This window comes from Granulicella pectinivorans, assembly GCF_900114625.1.
Taxonomy (GTDB): domain Bacteria; phylum Acidobacteriota; class Terriglobia; order Terriglobales; family Acidobacteriaceae; genus Edaphobacter; species Edaphobacter pectinivorans.
In genome coordinates this window covers 2880053-2902413 of the sequence record NZ_FOZL01000001.1, presented here as the reverse complement: position 1 = coordinate 2902413, position 22361 = coordinate 2880053, and the positions used below count along the sequence as shown (strand labels likewise).

At 62.3% G+C, this 22361-nt stretch carries 16 protein-coding genes; 11 read left to right on the top strand and 5 right to left on the bottom strand.

Annotation, left to right across the window (positions count from 1 at the left end; translation table 11 throughout):
- Positions 1 to 28: 28 nt before the first annotated feature.
- Entirely contained in the window at positions 29 to 1501 is a 1473-nt protein-coding gene (locus tag BM400_RS11490) for a glycoside hydrolase (protein WP_089839293.1), read from the bottom strand.
- Positions 1498 to 2925 carry an NCS1 family nucleobase:cation symporter-1 gene (locus tag BM400_RS11485; protein WP_245781822.1) on the bottom strand — a complete coding sequence of 476 codons (1428 nt, stop codon included), beginning with the start codon at positions 2923 to 2925 and terminating at the stop codon, positions 1498 to 1500. The genes BM400_RS11490 and BM400_RS11485 overlap by 4 nt, the downstream gene beginning before the upstream one ends.
- Positions 2926 to 3119: 194 nt before the next feature.
- Between BM400_RS11485 and BM400_RS11480 the strand changes: the two genes are divergently transcribed.
- Genes BM400_RS11480 through BM400_RS11470 form a run of 3 tightly spaced genes read left to right on the top strand, consistent with a single transcriptional unit; the run spans position 3120 to position 7127 of the window.
- Positions 3120 to 5195, top strand: coding sequence for a beta-N-acetylhexosaminidase (locus BM400_RS11480; RefSeq protein ID WP_141223897.1), 2076 nt, complete (start codon positions 3120 to 3122; stop codon positions 5193 to 5195).
- 19 nt (positions 5196 to 5214) lie between these two features.
- Entirely contained in the window at positions 5215 to 6615 is a 1401-nt protein-coding gene (locus BM400_RS11475; RefSeq protein ID WP_217644107.1) for a hypothetical protein, read from the top strand.
- A 38-nt stretch (positions 6616 to 6653) separates the two neighbouring features.
- Positions 6654 to 7127, top strand: a complete 474-nt coding sequence (locus BM400_RS11470) for a nuclear transport factor 2 family protein (protein ID WP_089839291.1) — start codon at positions 6654 to 6656, stop codon at positions 7125 to 7127.
- Between the two features lie 5 nt (positions 7128 to 7132).
- Here BM400_RS11470 and BM400_RS11465 read toward each other — a convergent pair whose 3' ends face one another.
- Positions 7133 to 8092 (bottom strand): helix-turn-helix transcriptional regulator, encoded by a 960-nt coding sequence (locus BM400_RS11465; RefSeq protein WP_089839290.1) that lies wholly within the window; start codon positions 8090 to 8092, stop codon positions 7133 to 7135.
- A 92-nt stretch (positions 8093 to 8184) separates the two neighbouring features.
- On the opposite strand from BM400_RS11465, the gene BM400_RS11460 reads away from it, so the two are divergent.
- On the top strand, positions 8185 to 8664 hold the full coding sequence (locus BM400_RS11460) for a DinB family protein (protein WP_089839289.1): 480 nt from the start codon (positions 8185 to 8187) through the stop codon (positions 8662 to 8664).
- 51 nt (positions 8665 to 8715) lie between these two features.
- On the opposite strand, the gene BM400_RS11455 is transcribed toward BM400_RS11460, so the two are convergent.
- A complete protein-coding gene (locus tag BM400_RS11455) occupies positions 8716 to 9690 on the bottom strand; it encodes a phosphoesterase (protein ID WP_089839288.1) in 975 nt (324 codons plus the stop codon).
- Between the two features lie 83 nt (positions 9691 to 9773).
- On the opposite strand from BM400_RS11455, the gene BM400_RS11450 reads away from it, so the two are divergent.
- A complete protein-coding gene (locus tag BM400_RS11450; RefSeq protein ID WP_089839287.1) occupies positions 9774 to 10742 on the top strand; it encodes a CPBP family intramembrane glutamic endopeptidase in 969 nt (322 codons plus the stop codon).
- A 52-nt stretch (positions 10743 to 10794) separates the two neighbouring features.
- On the opposite strand, the gene BM400_RS11445 is transcribed toward BM400_RS11450, so the two are convergent.
- Positions 10795 to 12408, bottom strand: a complete 1614-nt coding sequence (locus BM400_RS11445; protein ID WP_089839286.1) for a Na+/H+ antiporter — start codon at positions 12406 to 12408, stop codon at positions 10795 to 10797.
- 140 nt (positions 12409 to 12548) lie between these two features.
- On the opposite strand from BM400_RS11445, the gene BM400_RS11440 reads away from it, so the two are divergent.
- The 6 genes from BM400_RS11440 (at position 12549) to BM400_RS11415 (ending at position 22358) form a co-directional block, all read left to right on the top strand.
- The gene (locus BM400_RS11440) at positions 12549 to 14867 is read left to right on the top strand and encodes an alpha-L-rhamnosidase-related protein (RefSeq protein ID WP_175528985.1); all 2319 of its coding nucleotides are present in this window, start codon (positions 12549 to 12551) and stop codon (positions 14865 to 14867) included.
- 38 nt (positions 14868 to 14905) lie between these two features.
- Entirely contained in the window at positions 14906 to 17518 is a 2613-nt protein-coding gene (locus tag BM400_RS11435; protein WP_089839284.1) for a penicillin acylase family protein, read from the top strand.
- 45 nt (positions 17519 to 17563) lie between these two features.
- Entirely contained in the window at positions 17564 to 19072 is a 1509-nt protein-coding gene (locus tag BM400_RS11430; protein ID WP_089841790.1) for a two-component system sensor histidine kinase NtrB, read from the top strand.
- A gap of 12 nt (positions 19073 to 19084) precedes the next feature.
- Complete coding sequence (locus tag BM400_RS11425; protein ID WP_089839283.1) at positions 19085 to 19600, top strand: MOSC domain-containing protein; 516 nt, start codon at positions 19085 to 19087, stop codon at positions 19598 to 19600.
- A gap of 49 nt (positions 19601 to 19649) precedes the next feature.
- Entirely contained in the window at positions 19650 to 21299 is a 1650-nt protein-coding gene (locus tag BM400_RS11420; protein ID WP_089839282.1) for a hypothetical protein, read from the top strand.
- Between the two features lie 87 nt (positions 21300 to 21386).
- Entirely contained in the window at positions 21387 to 22358 is a 972-nt protein-coding gene (locus BM400_RS11415; protein ID WP_089839281.1) for a polyprenyl synthetase family protein, read from the top strand.
- The last annotated feature ends 3 nt before the right edge of the window (positions 22359 to 22361 follow it).

Below are 22361 nucleotides of genomic sequence, written 5' to 3'. Positions count from 1 at the left end.
ACCACATGATGAATCGCTTTACATACCCTTAGCGCGCCACCCAGAACTCATACGACTGCGGCTCGACCGTGATCGACAGCGCATCGCCCGTCTTCTTTCCCAAGGCAGCATCCAGCGTGGTCACGGTATAGCGATGCCCCACAACGGCCACCCGTCCATCCGTCCTCAGATGAAACGTATAGGGCTTTGTGCCGCGGTTCGAAAGGGCGATGCCCAGTTTGCCCTTCTTGCTCTTCCACACCAACACCCGCTGGTCATGCTGCACAGTACTTTCGTCGACCGTAAGCCGCGTGGAGTCCCAGGGCAGGTACTTCAGAAATCCTGCCAACGCATTCCAGTTCTGCGGGTTGAACTCCCAATGCCCCGCCTGGAGGTTAGGCCGCAGATTCGACGTCAACACACCCGCAGGACGCCAGAAGCCGAGTGCATACCCCGAAGCCTCCATGTTTGTCACCGGCTTCAAAGCATGCAGCCAAAACCACGTCGGCGAGTTTTCAAAGACCATCCAGTTCATCAGCGACTGCCCTGTATTCATAAAAGGCGAATCGATCTTCTTGAGATCGGCGGGCTGGTACTCAAACTCATTCGAGTACACCGGCTTCCCTCCGGCGCCCTTCAGATACTTTTCGCGATCGTCGATCTGCGCATTGGAGTTCGACCCAACCTGGTGCCACGACCATGCATCGATATTCTTCAACAGCTCCGGATCCTTGCGAATCTCCTCCGCATACTTCCCAGCCGGACCATCCCAGCTATTCGCATGAATGTGCAACATGGGCTTGAACGCACGCAGCTTCGGCACGGTGTACTTCAGCGTCGTGGCGTAGTCCTCAGGGCTATAGAACATGATGCCGTACGGCATCTTCGGTCTCTCCCCGTTCTTCACCTTCTCGCCGTTCAAGGGCGTCACGCCAAACACCGGTTCGTTCTGCAACCCCCACTGCACGACGTGCAGACCATTCGCCTCGAGATACCGGACATCCTGGACCAGTGCATCCGAGAATGCGTCGAAGAAAGCGGCGTCGTGCCCTGCCACCGTGCCGCCATAATAACTTTTGCTGTCCTTCCAGAAAGGCGGCGGAGACCAGTACTCTGCATCGAAACCCTCGATCCCCGCGACCTTCTGCATCGTCCGCAGATCCCTCAATTGTCCCGGATACCGCTCGACGATATGCTTCTGATCCGCATCCAGACCACGCAGATACAGTCCCAGCGCCAACCGCGTGTAGCGGAACCCATGCAACATCTGTTTATAGAGCCGCGTCTTCTCCGAAGGTGTCAGATCGTGGGGAACGGCGATCACATCCTCCGGCATCCCTAGGTTCAGCGATCCGATACTGTCGCTCTGAATCTCAAAACCAAGCCCCTTGATTACCTGCTGCGGCTGATCCGTGTGGATCCTGTAGTCGCCGCCATCTTGCGCATACCCATGCGATAAACCAGCACAAACGGCAAAGCCGCAAAAAAACAAGCGAACACTCTTCGCGCACATCGGCGTCATTCGGTCACTCCAATCGGTTCAGACACGGTCGGCTCCGCAAGCGACCGCATCAACAGCAAGTAGAGCGCGGCGGAGACAAAACATCCCACAAACCACGCATAGTCATAGAGCGGTCGCAACTCCGGAACCACAAGACCGATGAAAACCGCGAAGACTCCAGCAAGCAACGCTGCAATCGCCCTCATATTGAATCCCGAGCTGTAGCGGTAGATTCCATCGGTCTGGTATAAGCCCTCAAGATTGAGCTTCGTCTTGCGCAGGAAAAAGTAGTCCGTCACCATAATGCCGGCGACAGGACCAAGCAATCCGGAATAGCTCACCAACCAGCCAATATAGTTGGTGTGACTTGCCATCAGCTTCCAAGGCTGCACCAGAAGACCCAACACTCCCGTGATGAGCCCCCCCGTGCGAAAGCTGATGAAGCGCGGAGACAAATTTGAGAAGTCATTCGATGGCCCAACGACATTCGCTCCAATGTTCACATTCAACGTCGCAATCAGGATGCTGATCAAAGCGAGAAACGCAAACAACGGCTGATGGAACCGTCCAAGCAGCGTCACCGGATTCCAGATAGCCTCGCCAAACACCACGACCGAAGCAGACGTACACGCGATCCCGATAAAGCTATAAAGCGTCATCGCAACCGGAAGTCCAAAACCCTGCCCGACAATCTGGGACTCCTGCGACTTCGCAAACCGCGTAAAGTCTGGAATGTTCAGCGAAAGCGTAGCCCAGTTCCCCACCATCCCCGTCAGCGCCAGGAAGAAGAAGTGAATGCCCGCACCTTTCGATGTGAAGTGACTCGGCATATCCAGCAGGGGCCCAAGTCCACCTGCCTTATGCGTCATAAAGCCAAGCAGTAAAAGCGACATCACCAGCAGGAAGGGGGCGGAGATGCTTTGCAGAAACCGGATCGACTGCAACCCGCACCAGATCACCACCATGTTCAACGCCCAGAATCCAAGAAACGAGATCCAAACCACGGCAGGGTTATCCATGGTGGATGGCCATATCACCCGTATGATCGCAGCGATTGATTCGCCCCCGATCCAGGACTGAATCCCGAACCAGCCACACGCCACAATCGCTCGCAGAATCGCCGGAATATTCGCGCCGCGCGTCCCGAAGCTGGCGCGCACAAACACCGGAAACGGAATCCCATACTTCGCACCCGCGTGCGCGTTCAGCACCATCGGGATCAGCACGATGAGGTTGCCAAGTAGGATCGTGCCCACCGCCTGCTTCCAGTTCATCCCGCCCGCGATCAGCGACGAAGCCAGCATGAAGGTCGTCACCTCCATTGACATCGAAAACCACAACGCAATGTAGTTGTAGGTGCTCCAGGTGCGCGCCGCGGGCGTGGTAGGCGCCAGGTCCTCGTTGTAGAGGCTGGTATCGGGCTGGCCGTCAATCAGCAAACGCAAAACCTCTTCAGGCGCTCCGTCAATCGCCACACCACACGGAACAAACGATTTTCATGCACGCGAGAAGATAGATATAGCACATTGTTAAGCGTTTAATCTATGATGACTCGCAAATTGGTTTCTCCAGATACGATACCCGGAGATGCCGTCGCAAGCACGACGCGGCACAACACAACGTAGCTCTCGGAGGCAGTGTGCAAGCTCGCAGGACTTGGGTCTCTCTCGCAGCTCTTTGGTGCGTCATCCTCTCGCAGCAAGCATGGGCGCAGGTCGCAGCTCAACCGTCTCTCGCCATCATGCCGCTGCCCGCCCATGCCACGTCGAGTACCGGAGAATTCATCCTCGACGGCGGCTTCGAGATGGTCTTCACCGGATACACCGAACCGCGCCTCGAACGAGCCAGACTGCGTTTCTTCGATACCCTGAAGAGCTCCACTGGACTTCGCCGCTGGCCCGATGCAACTACCCCACGCCCCCAGTTCGTCATCGACACCAGGGCCGCAAGCGCACCGGTGCAGCAACTCGGCGAAGACGAGTCCTACCGCCTCGAAGTCGCCCCCACCGGGGTCAAGCTCACCGCGCCCAATCCGCTCGGCGTCCTCCGTGGCCTGCAGACCTTCCTGCAACTCGTTCACCCCACGCCCGGTGGCTTCGCTGTCTCGTCCGTCGTCATAGAAGACAAGCCGCGTTTCCCCTGGCGCGGTCTCATGATCGACACCGGCCGCCACTTCATGCCGCTCGAGATCATCCGCCAGAACCTCGACGCCATGGAGGCCGTCAAGCTCAACATCCTTCACTGGCACGTCTCCGAAGATCAGGGCACACGCATCGAAAGCAAGCTTTACCCAAGGCTCACCGGCATGGGGTCCGACGGACAGTTTTACACCCAGGACGAAGTCCGCGGCGTCATCGCCTACGCCCGCGATCGCGGCATCCGCGTCATGCCTGAGTTCGAGATGCCCAGCCACGCAAATGCCCTCTACGTCGGCTATCCCGAGCTCGCAGACGGCCCGGGCCCGTATCACCTCAAGCGCAAGTTTGGAGAGAAGTGGGGACGCGAGCGCAAGCCGTCCGAAGACTCCTCCATGGACCCGACCCGAGAGAGCACCTACATCTTCCTCGATCGCTTCCTCGGCGAGATGGCCGCACTCTTTCCTGACCAATACCTTCACGTCGGCGGCGACGCCGAAGATGCCGTCACCGAGTGGGCGACCAACGCAAAGATCCAGCAGTACATGAAGGACCATGGTTACAAGGACGCCACTGCGCTCCAGCTCTACTTCACCGCGCGCCTCCAGAAGATCGTGGCCAGTCATCACAAGACGATGGTCGGCTGGGACGAAGTCCTCCAGCCTGAAACCCCGAAGGACGTAGTCATCCAATCCTGGCGCGGAACCGATTCCCTCGCCGTCGCTGTAGGCCGCGGCAACCGCGGCATCCTCTCCTGGGGTTACTACCTCGACCTCAACGAACCCGCCTCGCGCCACTTCTCCGTCGATCCCCTCCAGGGAGCCATCGGCAAGCTCCCCCCCGAGCAGCAGAAGGCCGTCCTAGGCGGCGAAACCGCAATGTGGACCGAGTACGTCACTCCTGAAACGATCGACGGACGCATCTGGCCTCGCGCCGCCGCCGTCGCCGAACGCCTCTGGTCGCCCCAGGAAGACACCAACCTTGACTCTATGTACGCCCGCCTCGACATCCTCTCGCAATACCTCACCTATCGCGGCATCCCCTACAAGGCCACACGCGAGTTGATGTTCCAACGCATGGTCGGCACCGCCGATCCCGCATCCCTCAAGGTCCTCGCCGGCGTCGTGGAACCGCCCACCGGCTTCCCCCGTGAAGGTGAGCGCGCTTACACCGTGTACACGCCGCTCAATCACCTCTCCGACATCATCCCCGCCGAGGCCGATCGCGCCCGGCAGTTTCGCGACATCGCCACACGCATAGCCGCCGGCACAGCCACGCCCTCCGATCACCAACTCGCTCGCCAATGGCTCACGCTATGGCGCGACAACGACAACACCCTCCAGCCTCTCCTTCCACAGTCCCCACTCACCGCGGAACTCACTCCCATCTCCCACAACCTGAGTGAAACCGCAAAGATTGGCCTGAAGGCATTGGATGCCCTCGAGCAGCATCACTCGATGAAGGCAACCGACCAGACCGACGACCTCGCATCGCTCAAGTCCATGGGAGAGCCCATTGCGGAACTTCGCGTCAGGATCATCCCCGGCGTCGAGTCACTCGTCCAGGCCGCGCACCGCTAACCCACCATCGAGACAACGCATGCATATCTCCCGCCGCTCCGCCATCGCCGCTCTCGGCGCCTCCGCCGGCTACGCCGCCGCACAACGTCTCACACCCGGCATCCCCAACATCGGCCTCAAGGCCGACAACAATGCCCAGCGCACCGAGTGCGGCGTCGGCGCTCTCATGCCCTGGGCCGACGGCCTCTACGCCAGCACCTACAACTCCTCCGGCAAACGTACCGGCACAGGCCTTGGCCTCTATCGCATCGACGACTCCCTCCAGTCCGAACTCGTCGACACCCACAACGGCGTCTTCGCCAATCGCTTCATCCACCACGCCTCCAACCAGTGCATCATCGGGCCCTATGTCATCGACTCCAATGGCAAGTGGCGTCGCGTCGAAGGCCTGTTGGAGCATCGCCTCACCGCCACCATGCCGCACCTCACCGATCCCGCCAATCGCGTTTACTTCCAGACCATGGAAGGCCTCTTCTTCGAGATGGACATCGCGGACCTCAAGCCACGTCTCCTCGCCAACCTCACCCAAGAGATGAAGATCAGCAAGCAGCCTCACTTCAAGGGCGGCTACACCGCGCAGGGCCGGGTCGTCGTCACCAACAATGGCTTCTTCCAATACGGCGAAACACAAGCAGGCCTCTTCGAGTGGGACGGCACAGGCCCTTGGCGTCGCATCTCCGACAAACCCCACATGGACGTCGCCGCCCGCCAGGATATGGGCAACGTCCTCTTCACCACTGGCTGGGACGAGCGCTCCGTCCTCCTCTCAGCGCTCGTCAAAGGCAAGTGGCAGCGCTATCGCCTGCCCAAGGCATCCCACGCCTTCGAGCAGAGTTGGCAGACTGAATGGATGCGCATCCGCGAGGTCGAAACCGAGCACTTCCTGTTCGACATCCAAGGCATGTTCTACGAGCTCCAGCCCGTCGCCTTCGAAGACCACATCTGGGGCGTCAAACCCATCTGCCAGCACCTCCGCACCATCCCCGACTACTGCAGCTTCCGCGGTCTCCTAGCCGTCGGCGGCAACGAAACATCGCCCAACGGCGACAACAACGCCGTCTCTGGTCAACCCCAAAGCAGCATCTGGTTCGGCAAGACCGACGACCTCTGGAACTGGGGCCAGCCGCAAGGCTGGGGAGGCCCGTGGCGCAACGACGACGTCAAAGCCGGCGAGCCATCCGACCCATTCCTCTTCACCGACTTCCGCCGCAAAATGCTCCATCTCGTCTCCGAGAAAGCCGCCTCCGTTGAAATCCAGATCGACTTCCTCGGCAACGGCACATGGGTCAAGTACGAGACCGTCAAACTCCTCGGCGCCAGCTATCATCCCATCATCTTCCCCGACGCCTTCAGCGCGCAGTGGGTCCGTCTCGTCCCCAACACCTCATGCAGGATGACCGCGGAATTCATGTTCACCTGAGCCGCACCGGAGGGGCGTATTCTGTCGTGGAGGCAACCATGACGACAGAATCTCGCCCTCCCCTTCCGCCCTTCAACCGCGAGACAGCCATCCAGAAGGTCCGCCTTGCCGAAGATGGTTGGAACACCCGCGATCCCCACCGCGTGTCTTTCGCCTACACCGTCGACTCCCGATGGAGAAACCGTGCCGAGTTCGCCACCGGCCGCGCTGAGATCGTAGCCTTCCTCACCCGGAAGTGGACCCGCGAACTCGACTACCGCCTCATTAAGGAGCTTTGGGCCTTTACCGGAAACCGCATCGCCGTGCGCTTCGCCTATGAGTACCGCGACGACTCCAACAACTGGTATCGAGCCTACGGCAACGAAAACTGGGAGTTCGACGCCGCGGGCCTCATGTCCGCACGCCACGCCAGCATCAACGAACTCCCGATCACAGAAAAAGGAAGAATGTTCCACTGGCCCTCCGGCCGCCGTCCCGATGATCATCCAGGCCTCAGCGATCTCGGCCTTTAGTGTGACTACGTTGTCGTATCCTCGGCAGCAAGCAGCGCACCGCGGGCAAGCTCCCGGAAGGTCTCCCGCATCGCCTCAGGCTTGTGAATCACAATGCGCCGCCCGATAGTCAGCAGCATCGCGGCAAAGTGCTCTAGGCGATCACGTCCGCAACGCAACCGTGAGCCACCACCATCCTCCTCCACCGCAACCCTCCACGGAGCAAACGTGCGCTCCGCCTCGGCCACCGGCATCTCGATCCACACATCGATCTCGAACTCCGACTGCACAAACGGCATACGCTCCTTCAGGTAGCTCTTCGCATCGAACTTCGCCGGTCGCCGAAAGGTCTTCGCCCTGACCTCAAGGTCCGTCACCCGATCCAGCCGAAACGTCCGCATCGCCTTGCGTGCCACGCAGTATCCAATCAAGTACCAGCGCCCGTCCGTATGCATCACCGCATACGGTTTGATCTCACGCCGCGATCCCACGTCCGCATGCGTCCGGTACACAAACCGCACGCGCCGGCACGTTCGTATCGCCGAGGCCACACGGATCACCGAGTCTGCGGGCGTCGAGACCACCCACGGCCCCGGCTCGACCGCTACCACATCCTCCACCGTCTGGATACTCTCACGCAGCACCTCCGGCAGCACGCGCCCCAGCTTCGCCATCGCTCCCTCCGTAGCCGGAGCGAACGCCGAAAGCCCAATCTGACGCAGCGCGCGCAGCCCCAGCGAGACCGCAAACGCCTCTTCATCCGTAAACATGAGCGGAGGCAACCGAAACCCAGGCCGCAGCCGGTACGACCCGCCCACTCCACGCGTCGATTCGATCGGAATACTCAGATCCTTCAGCCGCACGATGTACCGCTGCACCGTGCGCAGATCCACCTCCAGACGCTCCGCCAGCTCCCCACCGGACACATGGTCGCGAGCCTGCAGAATCTCCAGCACCGTCAGCACGCGCATGATGGGGTCATACATGAAATTCAATTATTCAACACATTGACGACAGAATCTGTCGGGAATTCACCGTAGTGTTGGATACAGCCCAAACGGGCCACAGGAGAACCAACATGGCGACAACACCAGCCAACGTGATGACCGCAGAAGATGTGCTGAAGAACTGGCAGGGACACAGAAGGCTTACCCGCAAGACCATCGATGCCTTCCCCGAAGACAAGCTCTTTCACTTCTCCGTAGGCGGCATGCGCCCCTTCGCCGACCTCGCCATCGAGTTCATTCGCATGGCCGTCCCAACGGTAGAAGGCGTAGCCACCGGCAAATGGGAGGAGTTCCAGTACGACAGCCCCAAGCCCACGACCAAAACCGAGCTCCTCGCCCTCTGGGACGCCCAAACGACAGCATTGAACGAGAAATTCCCGACCATCCCTCCACTCCGCTTCAGCGAAGTCGACAAAGCCTTCGGCCAGTGGGAGATGTCGGGCATGGGGATCATCCAGTACTGCATCGACAACGAAATCCATCATCGCGGCCAGGGATACGTCTACCTCCGCGCACTCGAGATCGAGCCCCCACCCTTCTGGGAACGCTGAAAAACCGCCACTAAAAATCCAGGGCGCAGGACAGATCCCTGCGCCCCTCGCTTATGCCTTCAGCTCCGCCTCAATCTCCGCCGCAGTAGCCCGCGCCAGATCTTCCCGGTCCGCCGGATAGCTGATCGCTCCGACACGCGCGTGACCGCCGCCGCCATACCGCTCACAGATCTCCGCCAGATTGATCAACTCACTCACCGGCTTCGTCGTCCAAGGATTCGTCCCCACCGAGATCTTCGTCCGGAAGCTCGACTTGCTCAGCCCCACCACATACGTTCCCTCCGGATGCAGATAGTAAGGAATGAACTTGCTATATCCCTCCATCTTCTGGTCCATCAGGTCGAACGTAATCACACCGCGGTCCACCACCGCCCGCTCCCGAATCAACTCAATGCCCGCCTGATGCTTCGACATCAACGGCCCCACCAGCTCCTGCACAAACGGCTGGTCCAGAACCTCCTGCAAGCTCATCGACGTCAGCAGAGGAATCATCCGGGGAATCAAAGCCGGATCCAAAGCGCTCTCGATCACCATCGTCAGCTTCATCGCCGGAGCTTCCATCTCCACCGCCGCCTTCGCACTCTCATACTTCGCGCCGTCGACAATATCCGCCCAGTAAATCAGCTCCTTCAGTCCCGAAGTATCGAACCCGAACTTCGTCTCCGCGATATGCGCGATAAAGCTCGTGCACGACGTATAGTTCGCGTCGAAGAACTTCCGCATCGTTTGCGAGCCGTCCGCCTGCCCTGCCTCAAACTGTGCCAGATCCTCCGGCGTCAGAAACGCACTCTGATGATGATCGAACCACCACGTCACCCGCGGGTCGTTCGAATACTTGAAGTCGACGATCGCGTTCTCGTCACCCGTAAAGTCGTCAAACTGAAACAGCCCACCCGGCTTATGCGCCAGACCCGCATACGCGTAGCTCGCCGCCGTCCCAACGCACTCCCGGTGGAACCGCGTAAACATCGAGGCCGAGCAAGCCCCATCGAAACATTGATTGTGATAAAGAACTTTCATTTCCATAAGCCTTTAAGCATCCGCACCCCCGCTCCGCATGTCAAGCGAAGGCGTTCCATATAGACTCAGGAGCGATCCATAAAAACCCCATGACCGACTTCGATCCCGCGCCCCCCGCCCCTGCGCAAAGCAAACTCTCCGATCCCGCCTACCTCTTCGTCGGAGACGAAGGCATCCGCGCAGGATGGGGAATCCTCATCTTCATCGCCCTCTGGTTTCTCTTCGCCGCGGGCCTCATGTTTGTCGTCGCAAAGGCCCGCCACCTCCCGCCCGCTCCACAGGCCGCCACAGCCCACCTCATGGCTGTCTCCGGCACACTCTTCAGCGAGGGAGCTCTCTGCCTCGCCGCCCTGCTCGCGACCTTTGTCATGTCCAAAATCGAGCGCCGTCCCATGGCCCGCTTCGGTTTTGGCGGCGTCAAACGCCTCTCGCAGTTCCTGCAGGGAATCTTCTGGGGCGTCGCCTGCCTCTCCCTTCTCGTCGCGATCCTCCACCTCACCGGCCACCTCCAGTTCGACGGACGCCTCCTCACCAACGCCGCCGCCCTCCGCTACGGACTCCTCTGGCTCCTCGGTTTCCTCTTCGTCGCCGGCTTTGAAGAATCCCTCATGCGCGGCTACCTCCAGTCCACGATCGGTCGCGGCCTGGCAGGCCTCTTCCCCGCCCGTTACCGCCACGCCGCCTCCTTCTGGAGCGCCGCCATCATCCTCTCGGCCCTCTTTGGAGCCAGCCACGGCAGCAATCCCGGCGAATCACCCTTCGGCCTTGTCGCGGCCGGCCTGGCGGGCCTGGTCTTCTGCCTCGCCCTCTACCGCACCGGCTCCCTCTGGTGGGCCATCGGATTCCACGTCTCCTGGGATTGGGCTCAGTCCTTTCTCTACGGTGTAGCCGACTCCGGCACCATGGTCCAGGGCCACCTCTACGCCACCCATCCCATCGGCTCTGCCCTCCTCTCCGGAGGCACAACCGGCCCAGAGGGATCCATCTACCTCATTCCAGCCTTGGCCGTAGCCGTTGCTGCGATCCTCTTCACCCTACCCAAAACAGCCCCCCAATAAACGTAGTTGCTGTCGCCTTTTTTTTCCCGCCTCTTCCCCACAGTCTTTGTCTTTACTCTCCCGCACCCAGATACCGAATCTCCTGCAAATCCATCTCTCTTTCCAGCTTCCGCAGCGTGTCATCGCTGATCCGGCCTTCATCCCTCATCCGGATCGCCTCCCGCCTCTCCGCCCTCACCGCCCCGGCCGCAATCTCTCTCAGCCGCTTGTAGGTCGCTGCGTCCATCTGCTCCGAGCCTTCCACGCCGCCCACTGCGGCCAGCCTGTGTTGATACCGGTGCAGCAAATCCTCATACACATGTTCGAACCGGTCCCCATCCGCATCCTTCCCCTTCTTCAGCGTCTCGATCGCCGCGCCCAGCCCCATCCGCCGCGCCTCCCTCTCCTCTTCCTCCATCCCCTCCGGCTTGGCCAGCCCCAACCATCGGATTAGCGGAGGGAGTGTCAGCCCCTGCACCACCAGCGTCACCAGAATCACCGAGAACGCCAGAAACTCGATCAGGTCCCTGTTCTCCAGGGAGCGTCCATCCTTCATCGTCTCCGGGAGTGAGATCGCCGCGGCCAGAGCCAGCACCCCGCGCATCCCCGTCCAACCGACGACGAAGATGTTCTTCGCCCCACCCCAAGACTCTTTATGTCCAAGCAGCTTCCGGTTCACCACATTGGCCACCCACGAAGCCGGAAAGATCCAGACCAGCCGCAGCACGATCAGCACACCGCTGAACGCCGACCCATACAAAACCAGCGTCCCCCAACTGTATTGCCCGCGAATTGCCGCAAGCACAAATGGCATCTGCAATCCGATCAGCACAAACACAATCCCGTTCAGGATGAAGGTAAGCGCCTCCCACACCGCCAGGATCTGCAGTCTGGCCCCCGGGGAAAACAGCGTCGAACTCTTCCTGCTCACATACAGCCCGCACACCACCACCGAGAACACCCCGGAAGCATGCAGCGCATCCCCCGCCAGGTAGGCCGTATACGGAGCCAGCAGCGAAAGCACAATCTCCAGCGGCCCATCGTCATCGATCAGCCCGCTGATCTTCGAGACGATAAACCCAATCAACAGCCCAACCACCGTTCCCACAATCGTCAGGTACAGCAGCCGCAGCACAGCCGCCCCCAACGTCGGCGTCTCCCCACCCGTCAGAATCCTGATCCCGAACTCAAGCGCCAGCAGGCCCGTGGCATCGTTCAGCAGGCTCTCACCCTCCAGAATGTCCACAATCCGCCGCGGCAGCCCCAGCGACTTCGCAATCGACGTCGCTGCAATCGCATCGGTCGCCGCTACCACCGCCCCCAACACAAAGCCCGACTTCCAATCCATCGCCGTAATGAAGCGGTCGGCAAACTCGGACACGCCCCACACCGTAAACGCAACCAGCCCCACCGCCAGAAACCCGATGGTCACTGCGTTATAGCGAAACTCCCGCCACGACGTCCCCCACGCCGACGAATAGAGCAAGGGAGGCAGAAAGATCAGGAAAACCATGTTCGGATTCAACGGGATCCGCGGCACATGCGGCACAAAGCTCACCAGCAGCCCAGCCACCACCAGCACGATCGGATACGAAATCTGCAGCCAACGCGCCACCAGTGCAAATCCTGCTACGAACAGCAGCAGAACCAGAAACACCATTTGCGAAGCATGAACCCCATCCATCATCTCCGCAGAATACCAGCCACGATCCTTCCTCCTCCAAACCGTCCGGTGGGGTGCCCCATCCTTTTCGCAGTCTGATCGCGAATACCGTGGGGTCCCGCAGCACATTCCAGGAATGCCCCGATCCCCCTACAATGATCCGCATGAAGAAGCGGACGATCCTGGCCACCCTCCTCCTCACCGCAACCACTGCCCTCACCCAAAGCCACTGGATCATCCCGCCCAACACCACATCCACCTCCGTCGGCATCTACGAATTCCGCAAAGAGATCACCCTCCCCGACGCACCCCGAACCCTCCCCATCCACGTCACCGCCGACAACCGCTTCATCCTATATATCAACGGAACCCGCATGGGAGACGGCCCCGCCCTCGCCGACCCCCAACACTGGCGCTATGCGACCTACGACATCGCCTCCCACCTGCACAAAGGCAAAAACATCCTCGCGGCCACCGTCTGGAGCTTCGGCGAAGCCAGCGGGTGGTTCCAGTTCTCTCTCCGCCCCGCCTTCGCCCTCTGGACCGACACCCCGTCCCCCCTCACCACCGACAACACCTGGCAAGTCCGCACCGAGTCCGCCTGGACCATCGACCCCAAAGCCGCCAAGGTAGGCCCCGGCTTCATCCTCAACGCCGCAGCCAACGACTGGGCATGGAACCAGCCCAAAGATCGCGCAACATGGTCCCCAGCCGAGCCCCTGCCGAACCCCGGCTGGACCCTCCAGCCCGACACCCTTCCCGCCATGGAGTCCACCCCAACCCAACCCGGCAAAATCGTCCGCACCACCACCTCAACGCATTTCCCCGAGCAATCCCTCACCATCCCCGCCCACACGAAAACCACCCTCCTCCTCGACCGCGCCACGCTCACCACCGCCTTCCCATCCCTCACAGTCTCCAAAGGCCGCGCCTCTCGCATCACCCTCACCTACGCCGAGGCCCTCTACGATGCCAAACACGAGAAGGGCAACCGCAGCGACATCACGAACAAGACGATGGACCTCACCCTCACCCACGACGTCTTCCTCCCCGACGGCTCCCCCAACCGCACCTTCACCCCGCTCTGGTGGCGCACCTGGCGCTACCTCCAGCTCGACATCGAAACCGGAGACCAGCCCCTACGCCTCGACAGCCTCACCGCCGCCTTCACCGCCTATCCCTTCACCGAGAAAGCCACCTTCCAATCCAGCGACCCCGAACTCGCCAAAATCTGGGACGTCGGCTACCGCACCCTTCGCCTCGACGCCCACGAAACCTACATGGACTGCCCCTACTGGGAAGAACTCCAGTACATCGGCGACACCCGCATCGAATCCCTCATCTCCTACGTCGTCACCGGCGACGACCGCCTCGCCCAGCAGGCCCTCCGCGCCTTTGCCGCGACCTCGCTCCCCAGCGGCCTTACCCAAAGCCGAGGCCCTGCCCGTCAGTACCAGCTCATCCCGCCCTTTTCCCTCCTCTGGATCGGCATGATCCACGACTTCTGGCAGTACCGCCCCGACAACGGCCTCGTCGCCGAGCTCCTCCCCAAGACACGCGCCGTCCTCGACTTCTTCTCCAGCCAGCAGCGACCCGACGGCCTATTCGTCTACAACGACAAGCCCGGCTACTTCGACCACTGGAACTTCGTCGATTGGGCTCCCGCCTACAAAAAAGGCGTCCCGCCACAAGACCCCGACGGAGGCTCCACCGTCCTCTCGCTCCAGTTCATAGCCGCCCTGCGCGACGCCGCCGACCTCGAACAGAACTTCGGCGACCCCGCACGCGCTACCGCCTACCGCGCTCAGGCCAACACCATCGCCGCAACCGTCTACCGGAAGACCTGGGACGCCACCGCCGGCATGCTCGCCGAAACCCCAGCCCATCAGGTCTACTCGCAACAAGCCAACATCATGGGTGTCCTCCTCGACGTCATCCCGCCCGCCGGCCAGCAGAAAGTCATGAAGACCATCCTCGCCGACGAGCTCTCCGGCAAACCCCTCTACCCACCCGACTCCTACCCCATTCGCGCCAGCTACTACTTCCGCTTTTACCTCGCACGCGCCCTCGACCACGCCCACATGGACGACCTCTACCTCAATCTCCTCGGCCCCTGGCACGAGATGCTCGACATGGGACTCAGCACCTGGGCCGAAAACCCCGAGCCCGCACGCTCCGACGCCCACGCATGGTCCTCCCACCCCAACTACGACCTCATCACCCTCGTCGCCGGCATCCGTCCCGCAAGTCCGGGTTTCCACACGGTCGACATCGCCCCCCACCTCGGCAACCTCAAAGATCTCACCGTCTCCATCCCCATCCCCACCGGCACCATCAAGGTCTCCTACAAAAAACACACCAACGGCATGGACACCACCATCGAACTCCCCGAAGGCACAACAGGCACTTTCCATTACGAAGGCATGGACACGCCCCTTCACGCCGGCGCCCAGCATATGGACACCTTCATCAATCCGTTCTAATCCCACGTCTCTCACCTAAAGTAAACTCAAACCCAGGCATGCACCCACTCGATCCCACTCTTCCCGAGCCGGAACTCATCACCCGCCAAAGCCCCCCCGAACCCGGGTCGGAGTTCACCCCCGGCAAGCGCAGGTACGGTCTCTTCGACCTTGATCGTCCCCGTCCCGGCCGCCTCGTCCGTATCCTCGGCCTCATCCTCCCCATCCTTCTCGCCGTCGGCCTAGTCGCCTACGCCACCGCGATGTATTACTCTCGCAAAGCCCTCATCGCCTCGCTCCCCCAGCTCGATGGAACCCTCTCCGTCCCCGGTCTCTCCGCCCCCGTCACCGTCCTCCGCGACGCGCAAGGCGTCCCGCACATCCGTGCCGCCAACCTCGACGATCTTCTCCTCGCCCAGGGTTACGTCACCGCGCAGGATCGCCTCTGGCAGATGGATGGTCTCCGCCGCAACGCCGCCGGCGACCTCGCCGAAGTCCTCGGCTCAGCCCTCATTGACCACGATCGTATCCAGCGCATCCTCCAGATCCGCGCCAGCGCCGAACGGACCCTCGCCACCCTCCCTCCCAACCAGTTCCACGAACTCGAGCAATACGCCAAAGGCGTCAACGCCTCCATCGCCGCCCAGCGCACCCACCTCCCTTTCGAGTTCATCGCCCTCCGCTACGAACCAGCCCCCTGGACCCCCACCGACACCCTCCTCATCGGCCTGTCCATGTTCCAGCAGCTCTCCAACGGCTACACCCAGAAGCTAGCCCGCGAGGCCATCTCCGCAAAACTTCCCCCCGAGCTCCTCGCCGATCTATACCCGGTAGGCTCCTGGCGTGACCATCCTCCCGGCCATACCATCGACCTCTCCATCCCCGTCGAAGAGATCGAGCAGATTCCCCTCGACGAGTCCCAAAGCAAGCTCAATCTCACCCCGGACCACGTCAACGCCCTGCTCCAGTCCCTCAGCCCCTGCGGCGACTGCATCCCCGGCTCCAACAACTGGGTCGTCTCCGGGGCTCACTCCACCACCGGCAAGCCCATCCTCGCCAACGACACCCATCTTGCCCATACCGTGCCCGGCATCTGGTACGAAACCGATCTCGAAGCGCCTTTACCGAATGGAGGCTCCTTCCACGCCGCCGGCGTCGCCATCCCCGGCACCCCCTTCATTGAGATCGGCCACAACGCCCACCTCGCCTGGGGCATGACCGTCCTGCCCGCCGATACCCAGGACGTCTACATCGAGCGCATCCAGAACAACCAGTACCAATCCCCCGACGGCGCCTTTCACCCCATCGAGCACCGCACCGAGCTCATCAAGGTGCGCAACGGCACCGACGTCTCCCTCGACGTCAAACTCACCCGCCACGGCAACGTCCTCACCCCCATCATCTCGTCCCTCTTCCACGACGAAAAGCGGCCCCTCTCCCTGCGCTGGACCATCTACGACCCCACCACCCTCACCGCCGCCTTCGGCAACATCAACGCCGCCTCCGACTGGCCCTCCTTCAACGCCGCCCTCTCCCAATACGGCGGCCCGCCCATGAACCTCGTCTACGCTGACGACCAGGGCCACATCGCCTTCCACGCCATCGGCCGAATCCCCACCCGGGGCATCGACCCAGCGCACCCCGAAGCCATCCCCCCCGTCCCCACCGACGCCACCGCCCCCGACGCCCTCACCCACGAGTGGAGCGGTTTCATCCCCTACGAACAACTCCCCTCCGCCATCGACCCCCCCGGTGGCATCCTCGCCACCGCCAACGCCCGCACCGCCCCCGATGGCTACCCCTACCCCATTGCCCTCAACTGGGCCTCGCCCTACCGCAACGAGCGCATCTGGAAGCAGCTCGCATCGAAACCCAGATTCTCCCCCGCCGACATGATCGACCTCCAGACCGACGTCTACTCCGACCTCGATCATGTCATCGCGCAGCGCCTCGCCTACGCCATCGACCACGCCATCGATCATCCCGCCATCGACGGCAAGCCCCGCCCCCACATCGACCAGAAGCAGCTCCACGACGCCGCCGACCTCCTCCGATCCTGGAACGGTAAGGTCGACGCCAACTCCTCCGCCGCTGCCATCGTCGACGCCACCCGCGCCGCGCTCTGGGCCATGCTCCTCAACCCGCGTCTCGGCCAACTCGCCTCCCTCTACACCTGGGGCTCGCGCGACTACGCCGAAGAGCAGCTCATCATGCACACCCCCGACCGCTGGCTCCCCAAAAGCTTCGCCACCTGGGACGACCTCCTCACCGAAGCCGTCCTCAAGGGAATCTCCGCGTCCCACGCACCCTTCGACATCACCAAATGGCGCAGCGGCTCCCTCCACCCCGTAGACATCGAGCACCCCATCTACAGCCAGTCCGAAATCCTGAAAGCCCTCATCGGACGCCCCATCGGAACCGGCACCCACCCCCAGTCCGGCGATCTCACCACCGTCAAGCAGGTAGACCGCACCTTCGGCCCCTCCCAGCGCCTCACCGTGGACCTCTCAAACCCCGACAACACCACCCTCAACGTGGTGCTCGGCCAGTCCGGCAATCCGGCCAGCCCAAACTTCCTCGACCAGTTCCCTTTTTGGCTCGCAGGAAAGACATTTCCGTTCCCCTTCAGCCACGAAACCATCAGGGCCACGCACACGTTGATCCTCAAGTAATGATGGGCAGACGACAAAACCTGCGAAATGGACATCGAAACTGATATGACAGACGTTTCATCGTCGGCCCGCCCACCAGCCCAGCTCGGCCGCATCGGAATCATCCTGGAAGATCCCATCGGCCGACGCCTCATTGACGGCATCTCCGCCCAACTCGAGCTCACGCCCACCATCCTGCAGCCGGAGCCCCTCTCCCGCTCAGCCCTCGAGGACTTCGAGCTCATCATCGCCGACGAACCCACCGCGCGCAGCCTCCGCACTCTCTTCGCCGAATCCACCGACCAGGTCAGCCCCGCGCTCGTCGCAGTCCAGCCACGAACCTCCCTCCCCGACGATGAGCGTCCCCTCAAACAGAGCCTCTTCGACGGTCTTCTCCTCCTCCCGGAACAGCCCTCCGTCGTCGTCGCGCAGCTCTCGGTCATCCTTTACGCCCACCGCGCCTATGCCAGTCGCTTCCAGTCCGCGCTCGAAGAACTCCAGCTCAACCGGCGCATCTTCCGCTCCGTCACCAGCGGCATCACCATCGCGCGCGTCTCCGACGCCGATCTGCCACTCGTCTACGTCAATCCAGCGTTCGAGGTTATCACCGGCTACTCCGCCGAAGAGGTCGAGGGCCTGAACTGCCGATTCCTCCAGGGCAGCGACACCGACCAGCACGGCATCACCCTTCTCCGCGAGGCCATCCGCGAGCAGCGTGAGATCACTACCGTTATCCGCAACTACCGCAAGGACGGCACCCTCTTCTGGAACGAGCTCTCCCTCTCCCCCATCCGCAACCGCCAGGGCGTCGTCACCCACTTTGTCGGCATTCAGAACGACGTCACCGCCCGCATTGAATACGAAAACACCCTCCGCGAAAGCGAAAAGCTCGCCACCGCCGGGCGTCTCGCAGCCTCCATCGCTCATGAGATCAACAACCCCCTCGAGGCCGTCACCAATCTCCTCTACCTCGCGCGCACCACCGACGACTGCGGCGACACCATCCGTTACGTCAAGCAGGCTGAACTCGAACTCCAGCGCGTCGCCCTCCTCACCTCGCAATCCCTCAAGTTTTACCGTCAATCCACCGCCCCGTCCCGCGTTCGCGCCTCCGAACTCCTACGCTCCATCCTCGACCTCTACGCCGGTCGCATCGATGCCACTCACATCCGTCTCGAAACGCGAGAATCCGATGACGAGCCCATCACCTGCCTCGAAAGCGAGGTCCGCCAGGTCCTCTCCAACCTCATCCGCAACGCCATCGACGCCATGCGTCAATCCGGCGGACGTCTCATCGTCCGAACCCGTCCCGCCACCGACTGGCCCAGCGGCCTCCGTGGAATACTCTTCACCATCGCCGACACCGGAACCGGCATGAGCCCCATCACCCTCAAGCGCATGTACGACGCCTTCTACACCACCAAGGGCATTCACGGCACCGGCCTCGGCCTCTGGGTCTCGCAGGAGATCATCGTCCGCCATCACGGCCGCCTCTCCGTCCGTAGCCGCAGCGAAGGCCCATCCACCGGAACTGTCTTTCAACTCTTCCTCCCCAGCAGCGGCCTGCCGGGATAATCTTGGTACAGCATGGCAGCCCCAATCCTCATCGCCACAAGCCTGTCCCCCACGCACTCCTTCTCGAAGACTCCGCAGCCCTCCATCCACCTCGAGGCGAACTACGGAGTCCGTGGCGACGCCCACGCGGGTCGCACCACCCAGCACATCTATATCAAGCGCAAAGACCCCAAACGCGCGAATCTCACACAAGTCCATCTCCTGCACGCAGAACTCCTTAACGAGCTCTCCCTGCAGCCCGGCCACATGGGCGAAAACCTCACCACCCGCGGTATCGACCTCCACGCCCTCCCCACCGGAGCCATCCTTACAATCGGCGAAGCCACCATCGAGATCACCGGCTACCGCACCCCCTGCAGCCAGATAAACGGTCTCCGCCCCAAGCTGATGAACGCCGTCTTCACCGAGGACAAAAAGCCCAACGCCGGCATCATGGGCATCATTCTCACCTCCGGCGAAGTCCATCCCGGCGACACGATCGAAGTCACCCTCCCACCCGAACCCCACGTCGCCTTAGGCCCCGTATAGCGCCGAAACTCACAACTTAGAGCGACAACTTACAACCTATACTCATCCCATGCGCCGCGACCGCCTCGCCCACATCCTCATCCCCCTCGCGGCCCTCATCGCGGTTCTCCCCCTCTTGCTGCAAGGCCCTTCCTGCGGCCACGACTTCGTCTTCCACACCCTCAACTGGATCGAAGCCGCTACCCAGTTTGCCCACGGAAACCTCCATCCCCGCTGGGCCGTCTCCCCCGCATACAACGCCGGCGAACCCCGCTTCCTCTTCTACCCACCCCTCTCCTGGACCCTCGGCGCCATCCTGGGACTCATCCTGCCGTGGACATGGACCCACATCGCCTACACCTGGGTCGCCCTCACCGCCAGCGGACTTGCGATGCACCGTCTCACCCGCGCCCACACCAGCCCCACCACAGCGATCCTCGCCTCGACCCTCTACCTCGCCAACCCCTACATGCTCTTCACGGCCTACGAGCGGACCGCATACGCCGAACTCCTCGCCGCCGCCTTCCTTCCCCTGCTCCTCCACGCCATCCTCAAGTACCGCCCCACCATACCCGGCATCGCCGTCCCACTCGCCCTCCTCTGGCTCACCAACGCGCCCGCCGCCGTCATGGCCACCTACACCCTGGCCCTGTTAGCTGTCCTGCGGTTGGCCAAAAACCCGGGTGATCCACATCCCGCTTCTGGGATGTGGCTTCCTCCGCAGGGCAAGAAGCCATTGGCCATCACCATCGCCCTCGGCACCCTCCTTGGCTTCGCGTTAGCCACCTTCTACATCCTCCCCGCCGCCTATGAGCGCCGCTACGTCCAGATCGCCATGGCCATCATCCCCGGCATGCGCATCGAGGACAACACCCTCTTCCACCACACCGGCATTACCGAAGATGCCATCGCCCACGACGCCGTCCTCCACACAGCCTCCCTCCTCGCCGTCCTCCTCCTCATCGTCACCACCATAGCCCTCCTCACATCCCGCAAAAACCCGACGCGCACCCCCATCACCGTCCTCACCGCGACGATAGCCCTCCTCCTCACCCCCATCGCGACTCCCATCTGGCATCACCTCCCCGAACTGGCCTTCCTCCAGTTCCCCTGGCGTCTCCTCGCGATCCTTGGGGGAGCCATGGCTCTGGCCATCGCCAAAGCCCTATCGTCCATCACCCTCAAACCAAAGTTCCTCATCCCCGCGACCCTGGCCCTCGCCGCCGCCCTCAGTCTGCCGGCCGCGCACCTCTTCCGCCAGCCCTGCGACGACGCTGACACCATCCCCACCCGGCTCGCTCTCTTCCACGCCCACACCGGCACCGAGCCCACCGACGAGTACACCCCCACCACCGCCGACAACGACTCCCTGAAGCACAACAACCCACCCTACTTCCTCGCAGCCACCCCTGACGCGCCGGTCCCCAACAACTCCCAGGCAGGCCCGTCCCCCCGTGACCTCACCCTCACTCCCTCCACCCCCACCAACCTCATCCTCAACCTTCGCCAATACCCCGACTGGCAGATCACCATCAACAACCGTCCCACCGCCCTCGGACCCAGCCGTGAAGACGGCCTGACTACCATCCCCCTCCCCGCAGGGCAAGATCACATCCACATCGCCTTCCGCACCACTCCCCTGGAGCGCACCGCCGAAGCGATCTCCCTCATGGCCCTCCTAACCCTGGGCTTTACCCTGAAACGAAAGCCTTTGCCGTAAGATCCTTTTCCCGCCTTTCCTGCCTTTTCCCCACAATCCTTTGCCTGCTCTGAAACAAACCGCCCCCTCATTTATCATCAAGTTCTCATGACCGACACGCAGGCCGTAGTAAAGAACATCCTCACCACCGGAGCCATCCTCACCGACGAGGCTCTCGAACGCCTCCTCCCCGGCACCGAAACCCAGCCCCACTCCATCCATCGCGCCATGCGCCACAGCACCTTCGCCGGCGGCAAACGCCTCCGGCCCATCCTGTGCATGGAAGCCGCCCGCATGGTCGCCGGACCGCACTCCCTTGGAAATGACATCCCCGACGGAGCCGCCGCCCTCGGCGCAGCCCTCGAGATGCTCCATACCTACTCCCTCATCCACGACGACCTCCCCGCCCTCGACAACGACGATCTCCGCCGCGGCCAGCCCACCTGCCACGTCGCCTTCGGCGAAGCCACCGCCATCCTCGCCGGCGACGCCCTCCAGACCCTTGCCTTCCAGACCATCGCCGAGCTCCCCGCCCCTCCCGCCGCAGTCGTCTCCATCCTCAAAGCCGTGGCCATCGCCGTAGGAACCGGCGTCGGAGCCGACCTCCCCGGAGCCCTCGCACCCGGCATGATCGGCGGTCAGGTCATGGACATCGAATCCGGCGGCAAGCCCCCCACCGCAGACCTCGTCGAGCGCATCCACCGCGCCAAAACCGGAGCCCTCATCACCGTCTCCATCGTCGCCGGCGGCCTTTTAGGCAGCGCGCACGCTCACCACGACGCCGGGGCCTCCGCCGACACCATCGCCCGCCTCCGCACCTTCGGAGAAAAGGCTGGCCTCGCCTTCCAGATCGTCGATGACGTCCTCGACATGACCCAGTCCTCCGAAGAGCTCGGCAAGACCGCCGGCAAGGACACCGCCACCGACAAGGCCACATGGCCCGCCGTCTACGGCATCGAGCAATCCAAAACAGACGCCGCCCAGCTCATCGCCGACGCCTTCGACGCCCTCGCCCCCTTCGGCGAAGCCGCCACTCCTCTCAAATCCCTGGCCCAATACCTCGTCGACCGCACCCACTAACCC

Bases quoted from the DNA above. Each gene is read 5' to 3' on its own strand.
- BM400_RS11490 (WP_089839293.1), bottom strand. From the start codon at position 1,501: ATGACGCCGATGTGCGCGAAGAGTGTTCGCTTGTTTTTTTGCGGCTTT.
- BM400_RS11475 (WP_217644107.1), top strand. From the start codon at position 5,215: ATGCATATCTCCCGCCGCTCCGCCATCGCCGCTCTCGGCGCCTCCGCC.
- BM400_RS11470 (WP_089839291.1), top strand. From the start codon at position 6,654: ATGACGACAGAATCTCGCCCTCCCCTTCCGCCCTTCAACCGCGAGACA.
- BM400_RS11465 (WP_089839290.1), bottom strand. From the start codon at position 8,092: ATGTATGACCCCATCATGCGCGTGCTGACGGTGCTGGAGATTCTGCAG.
- BM400_RS11460 (WP_089839289.1), top strand. From the start codon at position 8,185: ATGGCGACAACACCAGCCAACGTGATGACCGCAGAAGATGTGCTGAAG.
- BM400_RS11455 (WP_089839288.1), bottom strand. From the start codon at position 9,690: ATGGAAATGAAAGTTCTTTATCACAATCAATGTTTCGATGGGGCTTGC.
- BM400_RS11450 (WP_089839287.1), top strand. From the start codon at position 9,774: ATGACCGACTTCGATCCCGCGCCCCCCGCCCCTGCGCAAAGCAAACTC.
- BM400_RS11445 (WP_089839286.1), bottom strand. From the start codon at position 12,408: ATGATGGATGGGGTTCATGCTTCGCAAATGGTGTTTCTGGTTCTGCTG.
- BM400_RS11440 (WP_175528985.1), top strand. From the start codon at position 12,549: ATGAAGAAGCGGACGATCCTGGCCACCCTCCTCCTCACCGCAACCACT.
- BM400_RS11435 (WP_089839284.1), top strand. From the start codon at position 14,906: ATGCACCCACTCGATCCCACTCTTCCCGAGCCGGAACTCATCACCCGC.
- BM400_RS11430 (WP_089841790.1), top strand. From the start codon at position 17,564: ATGACAGACGTTTCATCGTCGGCCCGCCCACCAGCCCAGCTCGGCCGC.
- BM400_RS11425 (WP_089839283.1), top strand. From the start codon at position 19,085: ATGGCAGCCCCAATCCTCATCGCCACAAGCCTGTCCCCCACGCACTCC.
- BM400_RS11420 (WP_089839282.1), top strand. From the start codon at position 19,650: ATGCGCCGCGACCGCCTCGCCCACATCCTCATCCCCCTCGCGGCCCTC.
- BM400_RS11415 (WP_089839281.1), top strand. From the start codon at position 21,387: ATGACCGACACGCAGGCCGTAGTAAAGAACATCCTCACCACCGGAGCC.